Annotated in this window: 10 protein-coding genes and 4 pseudogenes; 9 read left to right on the forward strand and 5 right to left on the reverse strand. The window is 71.8% G+C overall.

The window, feature by feature from the left end:
• The first annotated feature begins 109 nt into the window (after positions 1-109).
• Positions 110-3,094: a Tn3 family transposase gene (locus IF37_RS0114480; protein ID WP_030741795.1), complete on the forward strand. Its 2,985-nt coding sequence runs from the start codon at positions 110-112 to the stop codon at positions 3,092-3,094.
• A gap of 225 nt (positions 3,095-3,319) precedes the next feature.
• Positions 3,320-3,736, forward strand: coding sequence for a pyridoxamine 5'-phosphate oxidase family protein (locus tag IF37_RS0114490; RefSeq protein WP_030741796.1), 417 nt, complete (start codon positions 3,320-3,322; stop codon positions 3,734-3,736).
• Positions 3,737-3,890: 154 nt separating this feature from the next.
• Here the strand turns inward: IF37_RS0114490 and IF37_RS0114495 are convergent, their stop codons facing one another.
• Entirely contained in the window at positions 3,891-4,376 is a 486-nt protein-coding gene (locus IF37_RS0114495; protein ID WP_216725840.1) for a MerR family transcriptional regulator, read from the reverse strand.
• 15 nt (positions 4,377-4,391) lie between these two features.
• On the opposite strand from IF37_RS0114495, the gene IF37_RS0114500 reads away from it, so the two are divergent.
• Together IF37_RS0114500 and IF37_RS0114505 are read left to right on the forward strand one after the other, a co-directional pair.
• Positions 4,392-5,333, forward strand: a complete 942-nt coding sequence (locus IF37_RS0114500; RefSeq protein WP_030741798.1) for an aromatic alcohol reductase — start codon at positions 4,392-4,394, stop codon at positions 5,331-5,333.
• 391 nt (positions 5,334-5,724) lie between these two features.
• Positions 5,725-6,594, forward strand: coding sequence for a recombinase family protein (locus tag IF37_RS0114505; RefSeq protein WP_030741799.1), 870 nt, complete (start codon positions 5,725-5,727; stop codon positions 6,592-6,594).
• A gap of 32 nt (positions 6,595-6,626) precedes the next feature.
• Here IF37_RS0114505 and IF37_RS41220 read toward each other — a convergent pair.
• Both IF37_RS41220 and IF37_RS41225 read right to left on the reverse strand, forming a co-directional pair.
• A pseudogene (locus IF37_RS41220) lies at positions 6,627-6,818 on the reverse strand (alpha/beta fold hydrolase); the annotation flags it as partial.
• Positions 6,819-6,924: 106 nt separating this feature from the next.
• Positions 6,925-7,452, reverse strand: a pseudogene (locus IF37_RS41225) (alpha/beta fold hydrolase); the annotation flags it as partial.
• A 150-nt stretch (positions 7,453-7,602) separates the two neighbouring features.
• Between IF37_RS41225 and cyc2 the strand changes: the two are divergent.
• The 3 genes and pseudogenes from cyc2 to IF37_RS0114525 all read left to right on the forward strand — a co-directional run.
• Positions 7,603-9,744, forward strand: a pseudogene (gene cyc2 / locus IF37_RS45750) (germacradienol/geosmin synthase Cyc2); the annotation flags it as partial.
• A 531-nt stretch (positions 9,745-10,275) separates the two neighbouring features.
• Positions 10,276-11,334 (forward strand): annotated as a pseudogene (locus IF37_RS45755) (aminopeptidase P family protein); the annotation flags it as partial.
• Between the two features lie 53 nt (positions 11,335-11,387).
• Positions 11,388-12,323 carry a phosphotransferase family protein gene (locus tag IF37_RS0114525; protein ID WP_030741806.1) on the forward strand — a complete coding sequence of 312 codons (936 nt, stop codon included), beginning with the start codon at positions 11,388-11,390 and terminating at the stop codon, positions 12,321-12,323.
• A 36-nt stretch (positions 12,324-12,359) separates the two neighbouring features.
• Here the strand turns inward: IF37_RS0114525 and treZ are convergent, their stop codons facing one another.
• A complete protein-coding gene (treZ, locus tag IF37_RS0114530) occupies positions 12,360-14,105 on the reverse strand; it encodes a malto-oligosyltrehalose trehalohydrolase (protein ID WP_030741808.1) in 1,746 nt (581 codons plus the stop codon).
• Between the two features lie 176 nt (positions 14,106-14,281).
• On the opposite strand from treZ, the gene IF37_RS0114535 reads away from it, so the two are divergent.
• The gene (locus IF37_RS0114535; RefSeq protein WP_030741810.1) at positions 14,282-14,833 is read left to right on the forward strand and encodes a DUF1707 and FHA domain-containing protein; all 552 of its coding nucleotides are present in this window, start codon (positions 14,282-14,284) and stop codon (positions 14,831-14,833) included.
• Between the two features lie 159 nt (positions 14,834-14,992).
• Positions 14,993-15,406, forward strand: a complete 414-nt coding sequence (locus IF37_RS0114540; RefSeq protein WP_030741813.1) for an SSI family serine proteinase inhibitor — start codon at positions 14,993-14,995, stop codon at positions 15,404-15,406.
• 40 nt (positions 15,407-15,446) lie between these two features.
• Here the strand turns inward: IF37_RS0114540 and IF37_RS0114545 are convergent, their stop codons facing one another.
• Complete coding sequence (locus IF37_RS0114545; RefSeq protein ID WP_030741816.1) at positions 15,447-16,697, reverse strand: M14 family zinc carboxypeptidase; 1,251 nt, start codon at positions 16,695-16,697, stop codon at positions 15,447-15,449.
• Between the last annotated feature and the right edge of the window lie 138 nt (positions 16,698-16,835).

Raw genomic sequence — 16,835 nt, forward strand, 5'->3', positions numbered from 1 at the left:
AGCTCAGACACCAGCCGCAAAGTAGGTCGCGGGTCGCTGGATGGGCCCCGTTTCCCTGTTCTGGGCGCCGTCGTTGGTCTGATCGAGTGATCGAGGCAAAGGGGCGGGCGTGCGACAAGAGTGGTCGCCAGAAGAGCTGTTGTCGAACTGGACGCTGGTAGACGGCGACTGGGACCTGGTGGCGAACAAGACCGGGGCGACCCGGCTCGGCTTCAGCCTGTTGCTGAAGTTCTTCGAGCTGGAGGGCCGGTTCCCCGATGTGCTGGAAGAGGTCCCGCCGGCCGCGGTGGAGTACGTCGCCGATCTGGTGAAGGTCCCGACCCCTGACTTCGCGAAGTACATGCTGGTCGGCCGGACGGCCGAGTACCACCGTAAGCAGATCCGAGAGGCTCTGAAGTTCCGGCCGTCGACGGTCGCGGACGAGAAGGCACTGGCGGGATGGCTGGCCGTGGAAGTCTGTCCGGTCGAGCTGGTGGAGGACCGGCAGCGCGAGGCCCTGCTGGTCGAGTGCCGGGCCCGGAAGATCGAACCACCGGGCCGGACCCGGGTCGAGAAGGTACTCGTCGCAGCGCGGGGCATGTGGGAGAAGACGTTCTGCGCCCGCACGATCGGCCGCCTGGGCGAGGCGGGCACGGCTCGGCTGCTGTCCCTGGTGGCCGAGGACAACGAGACGGGTACCGCCCTGCTGGCCGCGCTCAAGCGCGACCCGGGCGCGGTCGGCCTGGACTCCCTGCTCGCGGAGATCACCAAGCTCAACGACGTGCGCAAGCTCGGGCTGCCCGACGGACTGTTCACGGATTGCTCGGAGAAGCTGGTGGCCGCCTGGCGGGCACGGGCGATCAAGATGTACCCCTCGGACTTCCGCGACACGGCGGAGGACGTACGGATCACCCTGCTCGCAGCGCTGTGCTCGTCCCGGCAGGCGGAGATCACCGACGCCTTGGTCAACCTGCTGGTCGCCCTGGTCCACAAGATCAACGCCCGCGCCGAGCGGCGGGTGGAGAAGCAGCTCACCGCCGAGTTGAAGAAGGTACGCGGCAAGGAGGGCATCCTCTTCAAGCTGGCGACGGCCGCCGTCGACAAGCCCGACGAGGTCGTACGCCGGGCCCTGTTTCCGGTGGTCGGGGAGAAGACGCTCCGTGAGCTGGTCGCCGAGGCGAAGGCGAACGAGAAGGTCTTCAAGGCCAAGGTCCGCACCACCCTGCGTTCCTCCTACAGCTCGTACTACCGGCAGATGCTGCCGCCGCTGCTGAACACGCTGGCCTTCAAGTGCAACAACACCGCCTACCGGCCGGTGATGGACGCGATGAAGCTGCTGAAGAAGTACGCCGACGTCGACGGCAAGACCCGCTTCTACGACGCCGGCGACGAAGCGCCCATGGACGGCGTGGTACGCAAGGACTGGCGCGAGGCGGTCGTCGACGACAAGGGCAAGGTCGAGCGGATCCCGTACGAGCTGTGTGTCCTGGTCGCGTTGCGGGACGCGGTACGGCGCCGCGAGATCTACGTCGAGGGCGCCGCCCGCTGGCGTAACCCGGAAGACGACCTGCCCGGCGACTTCGAGGCCACCCGCGCCGTGCACTACGCCGCGATCCGCCAGCCGCTGAACCCGAGGGCGTTCATCGCGGACCTGAAGAAGCGCATGACTGCGGGCCTGGAAGGACTCTCGGCCGGGCTCACGGACGGCTCAGCGGGCGGGGTGAAGGTCACCACCCGCAAGGGCGAGCCCTGGATCACCGTGCCCAAGCTGGAACCGCTGGCCGAGCCCACCGGCCTGGCGGCCCTCAAGGACGAGGTCGCACGCCGCTGGGGCGTCCTGGACCTCCTGGACGTGCTGAAGAACGCCGACTTCCTTACCGGCTTCACCTACGAGTTCGCCTCGGTGGCTGCCTACGAGCGCATCGAGCGTGATGTCCTTCAGCGCCGCCTGCTGCTGGTCCTCTTCGCGCTGGGCACGAACATGGGCATCCGGGCGATCGTGGCGACCGGTGAGCATGGCGAGAACGAGGCCGCGCTGCGGCACGTGCGCCGGCACTTCGTCACCGTCGACAACCTCCGGGCCGCCGTTACCCGGCTGGTGAACGCCACCTTCGCTGCCCGTGACACGGCATGGTGGGGCCGCGGCAACGCGTGCGCGTCGGACTCGAAGAAGTTCGGGTCCTGGTCCTCGAACTTCATGACCGAGTACCACGCCCGCTACGGCGGCAACGGCGTGATGATTTACTGGCATGTCGAGCGGAAGAACGTCTGCATCTACTCCCAGCTCAAGTCCTGTTCGTCGTCCGAGGTCGCGGCGATGATCGAGGGCCTGCTGCGGCACTGCACCGACGCCGAGATCGAGTCCCAGTACGTCGACACCCACGGCGCCTCGGTGGTCGGGTTCGCCTTCACCGAGCTGCTCAACTTCCGCCTGCTGCCGAGGCTGAAGAACATCGGCGGCATCCGCCTGTACCGCCCGGACGACACCCCGCCCGGCTGGCCCGCGCTCGGCGGCTCGCTGACCCGGCCGATCCGCTGGGAGCTCATCGAGCAGCAATACGACCAGATGGTGAAGTACGCGACCGCGCTCCGGCTCGGGACCGCGGAGGCCGAGCAGGTACTGCGCCGCTTCACCCGCGGCGGCCCCAAGCACCCCACCTACGCCGCACTCGAAGAACTCGGCCGTGCTGTTCGTACGGTCTTCGCCTGCGACTACCTGGCCAGTCCCGGCCTGCGCCGCGAGATCCACGGCGGACTCCAGGTCGTGGAGAACTGGAACAGCGCCAACACCGTGCTCCACTACGGCAAGGACGGAGCACTGACCGGACCGGACAAGGAGCACGCCGAGACCTCGATGCTCGCCCTGCACCTGCTCCAGTCCGCGCTCGTGCATGTCAACACCCTGCTGGTGCAGCAGGTCCTGGCCGAACCGGCATGGGCATCGAGGCTGACCGACGAGGACCGGCGCGGCCTGACCGCGCTGTTCTGGTCCAACGTCAACCCGTACGGCACCTTCCGCCTGGACATGGACAAGCGCCTCGACCTGGGGCTCGCGATGCCCCACCCCCGCACCCCGGCAGACACCGCCGACAGGTCCGTCACCCAAGCGCGCTGAAGGACTCCGGGCCCCCGGACGGACGGGGCTCGGAGCGATCGGTCCGTCTGCAACGGGCACTTCAGCGAGCTGCTCCGGGCATCGCAGGGACTGGAGGTCGCTACGCGGTGGTGGGGCGCTCGGCCTCGGCAGTGATGATCTTCAGCGCTTCGGCGATGCGGTCGTGATGGCCCGCGGACATCTCCTCCACGGGCCATCGTGCGGCCTGCGTGAGATGATCGATCGATGTCTGATGAACCTCTACCGGATGCAGCTCTAGCGATCTTGCGCAGGCCCAATCCCGCCGTTATGGCGACGGTCACGTCGAAGGGTCGGCCCGTCTCGGTGGCGACGTGGTACCTCATCGAGGAGGACGGTCTCCTCATGCTGTGCATGAACGCTGACCGGGCCCGTCTCAAGCACCTGCAGAGCAACGGCTACGTGGCACTGACCGTGCTCGTCGCAGACGACTTCGGCACCCACGTCTCCCTTCAGGGGCACGTGGTGTCGATCAAGCCCGACGAGGGCCTTGCTGACATCGACCGGCTGTCGCGACACTTCCTCGGCAAGGACTACCCGGCCAGGGACAGCCCGCTCGTCACGGTCCACGTCGCGATCGATCGCTGGTTCGGATGGTCCGGGGGACGCCCTCTCCAGTACTGAGCCGACTCGTCGCGAGGCCGGGAACGCCGCGCGGACTGCGCGCTCAGAGGCCGCGGTGTCCCACCAGCCGCAGCCGACGTCGACGCCGTTGGGGCCGACGTCGCTCACAGGCCGGGGCCATGCCCCTCCGCCCTCGGGTCCCGGGGGCTGCGCGTCATGCTGGGGTCAGCAGGTTTGCGTGGCCCGTTCGCCGGAGGTAGTCGATCACCGCGTCCCGGCTCTTCTCCAGGCACACGATCCTGTTCTCCACGACGCGCAGCTCGCGAGCGAGCTCCCCTGCCAGGATCTGGGTGCACTCGCCTCCTGCGTCCTGCGCCGAGGGAGCCTCGATGTCCAGCACGATCTTGATCATCCTCGTCGACAGACCAGCCTCGACGAGCGCCCGGACGTGACGTGCATGCTCGACCTGGTCCTCGGAGTAGTCGCGGTAACCGTTGGCCGACCGCGACGACTCGATGAGCCCCTGCTGCTCGTAGTAGCGGAGCATCCGAGCCGGGGCACCTGTCTTTTGGGCGGCCTCACTGATCTTCATCACTCGCTCCTCCTCGTCGGCCGACGACTTGACCTTGACACTGATGTCAAAGTTTACGTTGCTTCTCGAGACCCCAGCGACCAGAACACACTGGGGCAAGACGAACACGAGAGGGTCCTCCAGATGACCAGTGACAGCTCGATCCCCACCTCCCGAGACATCCTCATCATCGGAGCCGGGGAGCTCGGGATGCCCGTCATCCGCAACGTCGTCCGACGAGCGAAAGCGGTGGAGGGCTCGTCCGTCAGCGTGCTCCTGCGGGCCGGCGCCATCACGTCCACGGCACCCGACAAGCAGCGCGACGTCGCTGAGATCAAGAACCTGGGCGTGAAGGTCGTCGAAGGGGACCTCGTGAAGAACACCGTCGACGAGCTCGCCTCCATCTTCGCCGACTACGACACGGTCATCGGGTGCACGGGCATCACCGCCGGCCTCGAGACCCCCATGAAGGTCGCCCAGGCCGCCCTCCAGGCGAGGGTCCCGCGGTACTTCCCGTGGCAGTTCGGCGTCGACTTCGACGTCATCGGCCGAGGAAGCCCGCAGGACATCTTCGACTCCCAGCTGGACGTCCGTGACCTGCTTCGGTCCCAGGACCGGACCGAGTGGGTCATCATCTCCACCGGCATGTTCATGAACTACCTCTTCGAGCCCGGCTCGGGCATGGTGGACCTGCCCGGCGACACCGTCAACGCGCTGGGAAGTCTCGAGACGGCGGTCACCGTGACCACCCCCGAAGACATCGGCGTCCTGACCGCGGACATCCTCTTCGCCGAACCTCGCATCCGCAACGAGATCGTCTACCTCGCCGGTGACACCATCACCTACGGCGAGCTGGCCGAAACGCTCGAGACCGCGCTGGAGCGTCCCTTCCGCCGCGTGGTGTGGACGGTTCCGTCGCTGCTCGAAGAGCTGGCCGCCGACCCGGACAACATGACGCGGAAATACCGGGCGGTCTTCGCACAGGGCCGCGGCGTCGCATGGGCGAAGGACGACACCTACAACGCACGCCACGCCATCCCCGTGACCGACCTCCGCCAGTGGGTCAAGGAGAACCTCGCCGGCTGACGCACCCCCCAGCCCCTGCGCGCGGGCGGCACCGACCTGCAGTTCCTCACCGGCGCCCTCCAGAGCAGCCACGACCCGGGCGGTGTCGTCTTCACCGCGCTCGCCGTGATGTCGGGCATGGAGCGCGAGTACATCCGCGACCGGACGCTGGAGGTGCACGAGTCGGCTCGCCTGCAGGGGGAAGGGTATGGGGCCGAGCAGGAACGGAGCGAAGAGTGCAGTTCGGTGTCACATTTGTTGACGCTGGCCGAGGCGAGTGCCGCGCATCTGTTTCATAGATGGTCGCTCGTGAAACAGCCGCCCGTCCCACGGTCCACCTGCGGCGATCATGTTTCATGAGTTGTTGCAAACGAGTGGTGTTCTGAAACATCCTCATGAAACGCTCCGGGGCGTGAGCGACGACTTCAAGCGCGTGGAATCGCGCAACTGTCCGATGTCCACCTGCGCGGCCCCCGCGGGCTCCCCGTGCCGGACCGCCAAGGGCAAGGTGGCCATCCAGTACCACACCGCACGCTTCCGCCTCGTACCCCAACTCGCCAAGGCGCTCAGCGTGCCGACCCCCGCCGTACGCAAACCGGGGGCGGTGTGGACCGAGCTGCCCCGGCCGGCGAGCGCTGGCGCTGGACCGGTCGGACACGTCCGTCTCGGCTACGCACGGGCCTCGACTGCCCGGCAGTCCCTTGACGCACAGCTCGATTCCCTCGCCGAGGCTGGGGTGCCCCGGGTCTTCTCGGAGAAGATCTCCACCCGCGCCACCCGGCGCCCCGAGCTGGAGGCCGCCGTGAAGCTCGCCGGGGAGATCCGCTCCTCCGGCGTCGCCGTGACCCTCGTCGTCCACGAGCACAAGCGCCTCGGCCGCGGCATCGAACTCGCCATGCTCGCCGAGGAACTGAAGGCCAGCGACGTCGGCCTGGAGTTCCTCACCGGGGAACTGAAGGGCTCGCACGATCCGTCCGGCATCGTGTTCACCGTGCTCGCGGCCATGTCCGGGATGGAGCGCGAGTACATCCGCGACCGCACCCTCGAAGGCCACGAGTCCGCCCGCAAGCGCGGCAAGACCATCGGCGGCGCGGGCGTCACCGACGAGGACATGCTGTCCATGGCCCTCCACTTGCGCGACCAGGAGATGAGCCTGCGCGACATCGCCAAGCGGCTCGTCATCACCACCGGCACGAAGAAGGGCCAGCACCCCTCACCCGCCACCGTCATGCGGATGCTGCGGGAACACGACGAACAGGCTGCCGCGGCGGCGAGCGCGTGACCCCCCGGGCTAGTTTGCGGCTGATGTCTGAGCTAGGACTCCAGGGCCTCTTCGGCCCGCAGGAAGTCCTCGACGGTGCGGATCAGGTCCAGCGGGGTCTCGTCCATCGCGTAGTGGCCGGCACCGCGCAGCACGGTGAGCGAGGCGCGCGGGTACCAGGACATCCAGGTCCGCCGCACGACGTCCGGGGAGAGGGCCGGGTCGAGCGCGCCGGCCACGGCTAGGGGGTTTCGTTTGGATCAGCCCGGGTCCGCGACGCCCGGCACGGCGCCTCGCCGCGTTGTCGGACCACCCGAGTACGCCCAGTACGCGGGTGATCCTCCGCCTTCAGGCCCGGAACGCCTTGGGGTCGCTGCGCTCCAGCGAGCGGGCGACCATCCGGTCCAGCCAGGCGGCGGGGCGGCGGCCCCCGGTGGTGGCGTCGATGATCGCGCGCCGGTTCCCGGCCCGGTGCGCCGCGTCCGCGAACAGCTCGGCCTGCCCGGGCGGCAGCGGCAGGCCCGACGCGGGCACGGGCGAGACACCCGCGATCCGGCGCAGCCGGTGCGGGGCGACGGCCAGCAGCCGCTGTGCCACCGCGCCGCCCATCGAGTGCCCGAGCACAGAGAACCGCTCCCAGCCGAGCCGGTCCGCCAGCTCCACCAGGTCGACGGCCGCCTCGGCCGTGGTGTACGAGCCGGTGGCGTCCCGGGCCTCGCCGTAGCCGCGCAGGTCGACCAGCGCGTAGCTGAAGGAGGCGCGGTCCAGGTCCGGCAGGACGGTGGCGTAGGCGGACCGGTCGGCGAACCAGCCGTGCACGGCGAACACCTTGTGGGCGCCCGAGCCGTGCACCTCATGGGGCAGCACGAAGGAGGTCATGCGCCCACCGTGGCCCGCGCGCGGGCCCGGCAAGGGATACGACCTCACGACCCCCCGCCGGAGTTCCCGGTTCCGGGCGCGGTTCACGCGATGGTGTGATCATGTGCCGCCGGGTGGATGGCCGTTCGGGGCCACGGGTAGGGCCCGGCCATGACGCAGCCGTTCGAACTCCCGCACTTCTACATGCCGTATCCCGCGCGGCTCAACCCGCACCTGGACGAGGCCCGCGCCCACTCGACGCGCTGGGCGCGCGAGATGGGCATGCTGGAGGGCTCCGGGATCTGGGACCAGGCCGACCTGGAGGCGCACGACTACGGTCTCCTGTGCGCCTACACCCACCCCGACTGCGACGGCCCCGCGCTCTCGCTGATCACCGACTGGTACGTGTGGGTGTTCTTCTTCGACGACCACTTCCTCGACATGTTCAAGCGCACCCAGGACCGCGCCGCCGGGAAGGCGCACCTGGACCGCCTGCCGCGGTTCATGCCGCTCGACCCCGGCACACCGGTGCCCGCGCCGGAGAACCCGGTGGAGGCGGGGCTGAAGGACCTGTGGGAGCGGACCGTGCCGTCGATGTCGGCGGGCTGGCGCCGCCGCTTCTCCGTCGCCACCGAGCACCTGCTCAACGAGTCGATGTGGGAGCTGTCCAACATCAACGAGGGGCGCATCGCCAACCCCGTCGAGTACATCGAGATGCGCCGCAAGGTGGGCGGCGCCCCCTGGTCGGCCGGGCTGGTGGAGTACGCGACGGCGGAGGTGCCCCCCGCCGTCGCCGGGACCCGGCCGCTGCGCGTGCTCATGGAGACCTTCTCCGACGCCGTCCACCTGCGCAACGACCTCTTCTCCTACCAGCGCGAGGTCGAGGAGGAGGGCGAGAACAGCAACGGCGTGCTGGTCCTGGAGAGGTTCTTCGGCTGCACCACGCAGGAGGCCGCCGACACCGTCAACGACGTCCTCACCTCCCGGCTGCACCAGTTCGAGCACACCGCGCTCACCGAGGTACCGGCCATCGCCCTGGAGAAGGGCCTCACCCCCGCGGAGGTCGGCGCGGTCGCCGCCTACACCAAGGGGCTCCAGGACTGGCAGTCCGGCGGCCATGAATGGCACATGCGCTCCAGCCGGTACATGAACAAGGGTGCGCGGTCCGCCTCGCCCTGGCAGCCGGGCCCGGGCCCCGGCACCTCCGCCGCGGACGTCGGCGCGCTCCTCGCCACCGCCGCCCAGGACCGCCTGCGCGCCCGCTCCCACGTGCCGTACCAGAAGGTCGGCCCGTCCCGCATCCCCGACCTGTACATGCCCTTCGAACTCGGGCTCAGCCCCCACCTGGACGCGGCCCGCGGCAACCTCGTCGACTGGTGCCACCGCATGGGCATCCTCCAGGAGGGCGTCTGGGACGAGGACAAGCTCGCCGCGTACGACCTCGCCCTCTGCTCCGCCGGCCTGGACCCGGACGCCACCCCCGAGGCCCTCGACCTCAGCGCGCGGTGGCTGGCGTGGGGCACCTACGGCGACGACTACTACCCCCTCGTCTACGGCCACCGCCGCGATCTCGCCGCCGCCCGGCTGACCACGGCCCGCCTCTCGGAGTGCATGGCGATCGAGGGCACGACGGCCCTGGTCCCCGGCAACGCCATGGAACGCGGGCTGATCGACCTGTGGACGCGCACCACGGCCGCGATGACCCCGGACCAGCGGCGCACCCTCCGGACGGCCGTGGACGCGATGACCGAGAGCTGGGTGTGGGAGCTGTCCAACCAGCTCCAGAACCGCATCCCCGACCCGGTCGACTACCTGGAGATGCGCCGCGCCACCTTCGGCTCCGACCTCACCCTGAGCCTGTGCCGGATGGGCCACGGCCCCGCGATCCCGGCCGAGGTGTACGCCAGCGGTCCGGTGCGCTCCCTGGAGAACGCCGCCATCGACTACGCCTGCCTGCTCAACGACGTCTTCTCCTACCAGAAGGAGATCGAGTACGAGGGCGAGATCCACAACAGCGTCCTGGTCGTGCAGAACTTCTTCGGCGTCGGTTATCCGGAGGCGCTCGGAGTCGTCCAGGACCTGATCAACCAGCGCATGCAGCAGTTCGAGCATGTCGCCGCACACGAACTGCCGGTGCTGTACGACGACTTCGCGCTGTCGGCCGAGGCGCGCGCCCTGATGGACGCCTATGTGCTCGACCTCCAGAACTGGATGGCGGGCATCCTCAACTGGCACCGCAGTGTGAACCGTTACAAGGCCGAGTGGCTGGGCCGCCGCGCCCACGGCTTCCTGCCCGGCCGGGTACCCGCCGTACGAGGCGCCCGTGCCGCCGGCGCCGGGCCCCCCGCACGCCCGGCGGCCCGGTCCGCGCCTCGGTCGGCCACGGAACGCCCGCCGGTGGGGGCCGTGGGCGCGGGCGGGCGCGGTCCGCCGGTGTGCGCGGACCCGGTCCGTGGGCGCGGGCGGCACCTTCGGACCCCGTGCCCCGGGGGAGCCGACCGCCCCGGCACGGCCGTGCCGCTCGCCCTGCGCACGGCGGAGACGACCGCCGGCAGTCGGCACCGGTCCCCGGCGCGGTCACCCGAGGGGACCGCGCCAAACCCCGTACACGCCGGGAAAGCCGCTGGTCACCCTCGGTCCCACGCGCCATCATGGGCGCATGCCGAGCCGCTTCGCCGCCGACCGCGGGACACCCGTGCCGACGACCGGCTCGCGTGCCCCCGTCCGGGCGGGCAGGATGCTGCCCGAGACGCCGTCGACCCGTCCCCCCAGCCGCGCCCGGAGGCCCGGATGACCGGTACCGCGCCCTTCACCGCCGCCGACTACGCGGCCCGCATGGAACGCGCCGTGCGCTCCGCCGCCGACGCCGGCCTCGCCGGGCTGCTCGTGGCCCCGGGGCCGGATCTGGTGTGGCTCACCGGCTACGCGCCCACCGCGATCACCGAACGGCTCACCGCGCTGGTCCTCGCCCCCGGCCGGGCCCCCGTGCTCGTCGTGCCGGCCCTGGAGGCACCGGACGCCGGGCACGCCCCCGCGCTGACCCTGCGCGACTGGACCGACGGCACGGACCCCTACGCCGTCACCGCCGGCCTCCTCGACGGCGGCGGCCGGTTCGCCATCAGCGACAACACCTGGGCGATGCACCTGCTCGCGCTCCAGCGGACGCTGCCCGGAACCTCCTACGCCGCCCTCACCGACGCCCTGCCCATGCTCCGCGCGGTCAAGGACGCGGCCGAACTGGAACTCATGGCAGCTGCGGGCGTCGCCGCCGACCAGGCGTTCGAGGAGATCCGGAAGGTGCGCTTCGCCGGCCGCCGGGAGACCGACGTCGGCCGTGACCTCGCCGCGCTGCTGACCCGCTTCGGCCACTCCCGGGTCGACTTCACCATCGTCGGCTCCGGCCCCAACGGCGCCAACCCCCACCACGAGGTCGGCGACCGGGTCATCCGCCACGGCGACATGGTCGTGCTGGACTTCGGCGGCCTGAAGGACGGCTACGGCTCCGACACCACCCGCACGGTGCACGTCGGCGAGCCGACCGACGAGGAACGCCGGGTCCACGACGTCGTACGCGCCGCCCAGGAGGCCGGCTTCCGGGCCGTACGCCCCGGCGTGGCCTGCCAGGAGGTCGACCGCGCCGCCCGCGCGGTGATCACCGACGCCGGGTACGGCGAGTACTTCATCCACCGCACCGGCCACGGCATCGGCGTCACCACGCACGAGCCGCCGTACATGATCGAGGGCGAGGAGCAGCCGCTCGTGCCCGGCATGTGCTTCTCCGTGGAGCCCGGCGTCTATCTGCCCGGCCGCTTCGGGGTGCGCATCGAGGACATCGTCACGGTCACCGAGGACGGTGGCCGCCGCCTCAACAACACCACCCGTGAGATGGTCATAGTGGACTGAGGGAACCAGGGAGACCCAACACTCGACGACACCGGAACGGCGACGCCCGACCCATGACCCAGGAACCGACACCCACCGTGGAGACCGTCCGCAGACTGGTCCGGTCGCTGCTCAAGGAGGGCGGCGACGGCACCGGGGGACCCGATGTGCGGCCCGTGACGGAGGACCGCCGGCACACCTGGTGGGTCGGTGACCGCCATGTGCTGCGCCTGGCGCCCGACCGCGAGGCGTCCGTCCGCCACCGCCGGGAACTGCGGCTGCGCGACCTGGTCCGCCCGCACGTGCCCGTCGCCGTACCGACCAGCGTCGCGCACGGCGACTGGGCACCCGGCCTCGCCTACACCCTGGACACCCGGGTGCCCGGCGGCACCGCCGACGAGCACGACGTCTCCGCCGTCGGCGAGGCCGACCTCGCCGGTCTGCTCGGCGGGCTGCGGGCGGTGCCGGCCCGCCAGGCCGAGGCGCTCGGCGTGCCCCGCACCGCCCCGCGCTCGCTGGAGGCGCTGCGCCGGATGGCCGTGCACGCGGCCGAACGGCTCGCCGCGGCGGACGAGTTCGACGCCGTCCGGCTGCACCAGCTCACCCCGCCGGGCGCGGCCCAGCTCGCCGCGCAGTCCGGCACCGCCGTCCTCACCCACCACGGGCTGACCGGCGCGCACGTGGTGGTCAGCGCCGACGGCCGGGTGCGGGGCGTCCTCGACTGGACCCGGGCCGCCCTCGGCGACCCCGCCGAGGACATCGCCGGGCTCGCCGTCGCCGTCGGCTCCCCGGCGGCCGTCCGCGCCGCCACCCTGGCCGGCTACGGCGCCCGCCCCTGTCTGCGCGGACTCTGGCTCGCCCGCTGCGACACCGTCGTCCGCCTCACCGACCACCTGGACGGCCGCGCCGGCGGCGCCCTGGCCCTGCTGCGGAGCCAACTGCGCCGCGCCTGGGAGCCGATCCTGCTGGAGCGGGTGACCGACCTGAAGGAGAACGAGCCCGAGCCCTGACGCACCCGCCGGCCCGGGCCGCGCCCGCACCGGCCCTCAGGGCTGCGTCAGCACCACGCAGGACTCGCCCGGCACCTGGAGCAGCCCGTCGGGACCCGGCGGCGTCACCGGGTCCCAGGCGGCCAGGATCTCCACGCGGCCGGTGCCCAGCGGGATCGCCGCCGTTCCCGCGCCGAGGTTGACGGCCACCCGGACGTCCCCGCGCCGGAAGGCCAGCCAGCGGGCGTCCTCGTCGTACGCGACCTTGGTGTCGGCGAGGTCGGGGTCGGTGAGGTCGGGCTGGGCGCGGCGCAGCGCGATCAGCCGCCGGTACCAGGCCAGCACGCGCGCGTGGGGCTCGCCCTCCCGCTCCGCCCAGTCGAGGCAGGACCGCTCCCGGGTCGCCGGGTCCTGCGGATCCGGTACGTCCTCCTCGGCCCAGCCGTGTGCCGCGAACTCCCGCCGCCGGCCCCGCCGTACCGCCTCCGCCAGCTCCGGGTCGGTGTGGTCGGTGAAGAACTGCCAGGGGGTGCCCGCCGCCCACTCCTCGCCCATGAACAGCATCGGCGTGAACGGGGCGGTCAGCGTCAGCGTGGCCGCGCACGCCAGCAGGCCGGGGGAGAGGTGGGCGGCGAGTCGGTCGCCCCGGGCGCGGTTGCCGACCTGGTCGTGGGTCTGGCTGTAGCCGAGCAGCCGGTGCCCGGCCACGCGCGCGCGGTCCAGCGGCCTGCCGTGACGGCGGCCCCGGAAACTGGAGTACGTCCCGTCGTGGAACCAGCCGCCGGTGAGCGTCTTGGCGAGCGCGGCGAAGGGCCTGCGCGCGAAGTCGGCGTAGTAGCCCTGGGACTCACCGGTGAGCGTCGTGTGCAGGGCGTGGTGGAAGTCGTCGTTCCACTGCGCGTGCAGTCCGAGGCCGTTCTCCTCGCGCGGGGTGATGAACCGCGGGTTGTTCATGTCCGACTCGGCGACCAGGAACAGCGGCCTGCCCACCTCCTCGGCCAGTCCGTCCACGGCCGCCGACAGCTCTTCCAGGTAGTGGCACGCGCGCGTGTCGTACAGCGCGTGCACCGCGTCCAGCCGGAGTCCGTCGATCCGGTACTCGCGCAGCCACGTCAGCGCGCTGCCGAGGAGGAAGGCGCGCACCTCGTCGGAGCCGGGCCCGTCCAGGTTCACCGCCGCGCCCCACGGCGTGGCGTGCGTGTCCGTGAAGTACGGCCCGAACCGCGGCAGATGGTTGCCCGACGGGCCCAAGTGGTTGTGCACGACGTCCAGGACGACGCCCAGCCCCAGCTCGTGCGCCCGGTCGACGAACCGCTTCAGTGCCTCGGGACCGCCGTACGGCTCGTGCACCGCCCACAGCGACACACCGTCGTAGCCCCAGCCGTGCCGCCCAGGGAAGGGGCACAGCGGCATCAACTCCACGTGTGTGACGCCCAGTTCCACCAGGTGTTCCAACCGGGCCGCCGCCGCGTCCAGGGTGCCCTCGCGGGTGTACGTGCCCACGTGCAGCTCGTACAGCACCGCGCCCGGCAGCCCGCGCCCCGCCCACCGCGCGCGCCAGACGTGCCGCGCGTCGTCGACGACCGCGCTCAGCCCGTCCGGGCCGTCCGGCTGGCGGCGCGAGCGCGGGTCGGGCAGCACGGGACCGTCGTCCAGCGCGAACCCGTACCGCGCGCCGTGCTCCGCCTCCGCCTCGCCCGTCCACCACCCCTCGCGGGCCGGATCGCGCGCCAACGCGGCTGTGACACCCTCGCAATGGAGCGTCACCCGGTCTGCCTGCGGTGCCCACACCTCGAACTGCACGGACGTTCCCCTTCGTCTGTTCACCGTGATGTCCCGCGTCCCCATCGTGCCGTCCCGGACGACCGATCCGCCCTTCCCTTCGCCCTTCGCGGGCTGGTGTCGCGGAAGTACCCGCGCACGGGCACCGATTCCGCGTTTTCTGGACACCCGGGGTTCACTGCCCGACAATCACCAGCGTGACGTCGTCCTTCGAGTTCTCCACCTACCCCGCGCGCCTGTCCGACGCGGAACGCGACAAGGCGCTGCGGGTGCTGCGGGACGGCGTCGCCATGGGGCGGCTCTCGCACGACACGTTCGTGCGCCGCATGGAGCTGGCGCTCGCCGCCCGCCGATCCGACGAACTCGCCGTCCTCGTCGCCGACCTCCCCCAGGAGAATCGCTTCTCCCGCGCCGTCTTCGGCACCGTCGAGGCCGTCTCCGGGTTCACCGTGCGACTGCGCCGCGCCTGGCAGGCCGAGCGGCTGCCCAAGCTGCTGCTGCCGCACCCGGAGCAGACCCATCCGCTGCGCATCGGCCGCGACCCCGCCAGCGGGCTGCGCCTGAACCACGAGACGGTCTCCCGCGTACACGCCGAACTGCGCCGCCAGGGCGGGCTGTGGGTGCTCAGGGACCTGGGCTCCACCAACGGCACCACCGTCAACGGCCGTCGGGTGACCGGCGCGGTCGTCGTCCGGGAGGGCGACCAGGTCGCCTTCGGCAGGATGGCGTTCCGGCTCGCGCTCGGCTGACCCCCTCCCCGGCCACCCCGGTCGCCCCTTCCCGGTCGCCCCTCCTCGACCGTCTCCGCTCGAACTGGTGCGCGCTCACGCGGGGGTGCGCACCGGGCCGGGCTCCCGAACGGGTGAGCCACGCTGCGGAAGACGGGCCGCCGTGCCGATGCACCGGGCATGACGCACACCAACCGAGCGGCAGCGGCGGCCGGTGCCCTGCTGGCCGTCACAGGTCTCCTCACCGCGGGTCCGGCCGAGGCGGCCTCCCGCGACATCGCCCCGGGCGACCGGCTCCACCTGGCGGTCACCAGGGGGAACGACTCCTCCGGCATCCTCCGCGACGGCCTGCTGCGGTGCGACCCGCCCAGCGGGCACGCGCACGCCGCCGAGGCGTGCGACGAACTGGCCGCCGCCGGCGGTGACATCGGCCGCATCCCGGCCGAGGACGTCTTCTGCCCGATGATCTTCGCTCCGGTGACCGCCCGCGCGCGCGGGCGGTGGGACGGCCGGTGGATCGACTTCCGGGAGACCTACACCAGCGCGTGCGTCCTGCGGGCGCGCACCCGGCACGTCTTCGCCCTCGACGGCTGACCGGCGCACCCCGGCCGGGTGGCGCGGGCCGGGCACCGGTTCACGCCACCCGCTCCCGGGCCTGCTCCGCCGCCGCCAGCACCGTCCGGGACTGGTGCTCCACCTGGTGCTCCAGCGGCACCCAGCGGGCCCGGAACCGCTGCGCGAAGGAGTCGCACCAGACGGCCACCAGCTGCTCCAGGCGCGGTGCCGCCCGGTCGTCCGCCTCCCGCAGCACCCGGAGCAGCATCGCCGCGGCGCGCAGCGGCAGCCGCCGCCCGAAGGCGTCCACACTGCCGACGTACGCCATCGTGGTGCCCGCGGGGGCGGTGTGGATCCAGTCCTCGGCCAGGCCCGGGATCAGTTCCAGCGCCCACCGCGCGGCCCGCAGCAGCGGTCCGTCCGAGCCCTCCAGCCGGGGCCGCGCCTCGGCGAGCACCCGCTCCACCTCGCGCGCGTCCCGCAGCAGCCGGGCGGCGAGGCGCCGCATGGCCGCCGCCGGTGCCGGGTGCGGCGCCGGGTCGTCCACCAGGTCGCTGGCCCACATCGGCACCTCCACCACGGCCGTCAGACCGCCGTACCGGTGCGCGTGGTACCAGGTGCTGTGCCGGGCGTCGTCCGGCATGCTCGGATAGGCCACGCCCGTCTCCGGGCCGGGCATCACGTGCACTCCGGGTCCGGAGGCCGGCCAGAGCGCCGCGTCCGAGGCGCCCGTCTCCACCGGGATGCGCAGCTCTGCCGCGGACTTGGCGAACGGCTCGGCGAGCCCCGGCACGTCCTTGGTCAACTGCACCCAACTGCCGCCCAGATCGGTGCCGTGCAAGCTGACCTGGAGGTACGGACGCAACTCGTCGATCACCCCGGTCAGCGCCCGGGTCTCCGGCGGCAGCAGGTCCGGCGGCAGCACCGACGGCGACCACTCCGGCTGCTCGGCACCCGTCGGCCGGTAGAAGCCGAGGTGGTAGTCGAGCAGGCTGCGCGGCGCGGGGGTCACATGCAGACTCGCGCCGTCCGGGTCGGCGCACAGCAGGAAGTGCCAGGAGGTGTCCGAGCGCAACTCACGCTCTTCCAGCACGCGTTCGGCGAGCACCCGCAGGGTGGAACCGCCCGTCGGCTCGTTGGCGTGGGCACCGGCGACGACCAGCACCGCACGGCGGGCGTGTCCCACCGACAGCAGGTGCAGGGGTCTTCCCGCGCGGGAGACGCCCACCTGGCGCAGCGCGCACAGCCCGGGCTCCCGGGCCGCCAACCCCTCGGCGTAGGCGACCAATTCGGCAACGCTGGGATAGCGCAGCTCCGGCAGAGGACTCACCCCCGACTTGTCCGCCCGGCTTCGCCCTCCCAGTCCCGCACGGGACGGGGGAACTGTCAAGCAGTCGGCGGGGAGGCACCGGGGGCGCCCGTGCGGGGCGGCGGGGGGTGCGTGCGGCTGGCGGGGAGCGTGGGCGGG

It is taken from the genome of Streptomyces sp. NRRL S-31 (assembly GCF_000718775.1).
Lineage (GTDB): Bacteria > Actinomycetota > Actinomycetes > Streptomycetales > Streptomycetaceae > Streptomyces.

What these genes read in the sequence shown, in the direction of transcription:
- IF37_RS0114490 (WP_030741796.1), top strand. Translation starts at nt 3,320, where the DNA reads ATGTCTGATGAACCTCTACCGGATGCAGCTCTAGCGATCTTGCGCAGG.
- IF37_RS0114525 (WP_030741806.1), top strand. Translation starts at nt 11,388, where the DNA reads ATGACCCAGGAACCGACACCCACCGTGGAGACCGTCCGCAGACTGGTC.
- IF37_RS0114540 (WP_030741813.1), top strand. Translation starts at nt 14,993, where the DNA reads ATGACGCACACCAACCGAGCGGCAGCGGCGGCCGGTGCCCTGCTGGCC.
- IF37_RS0114500 (WP_030741798.1), top strand. Translation starts at nt 4,392, where the DNA reads ATGACCAGTGACAGCTCGATCCCCACCTCCCGAGACATCCTCATCATC.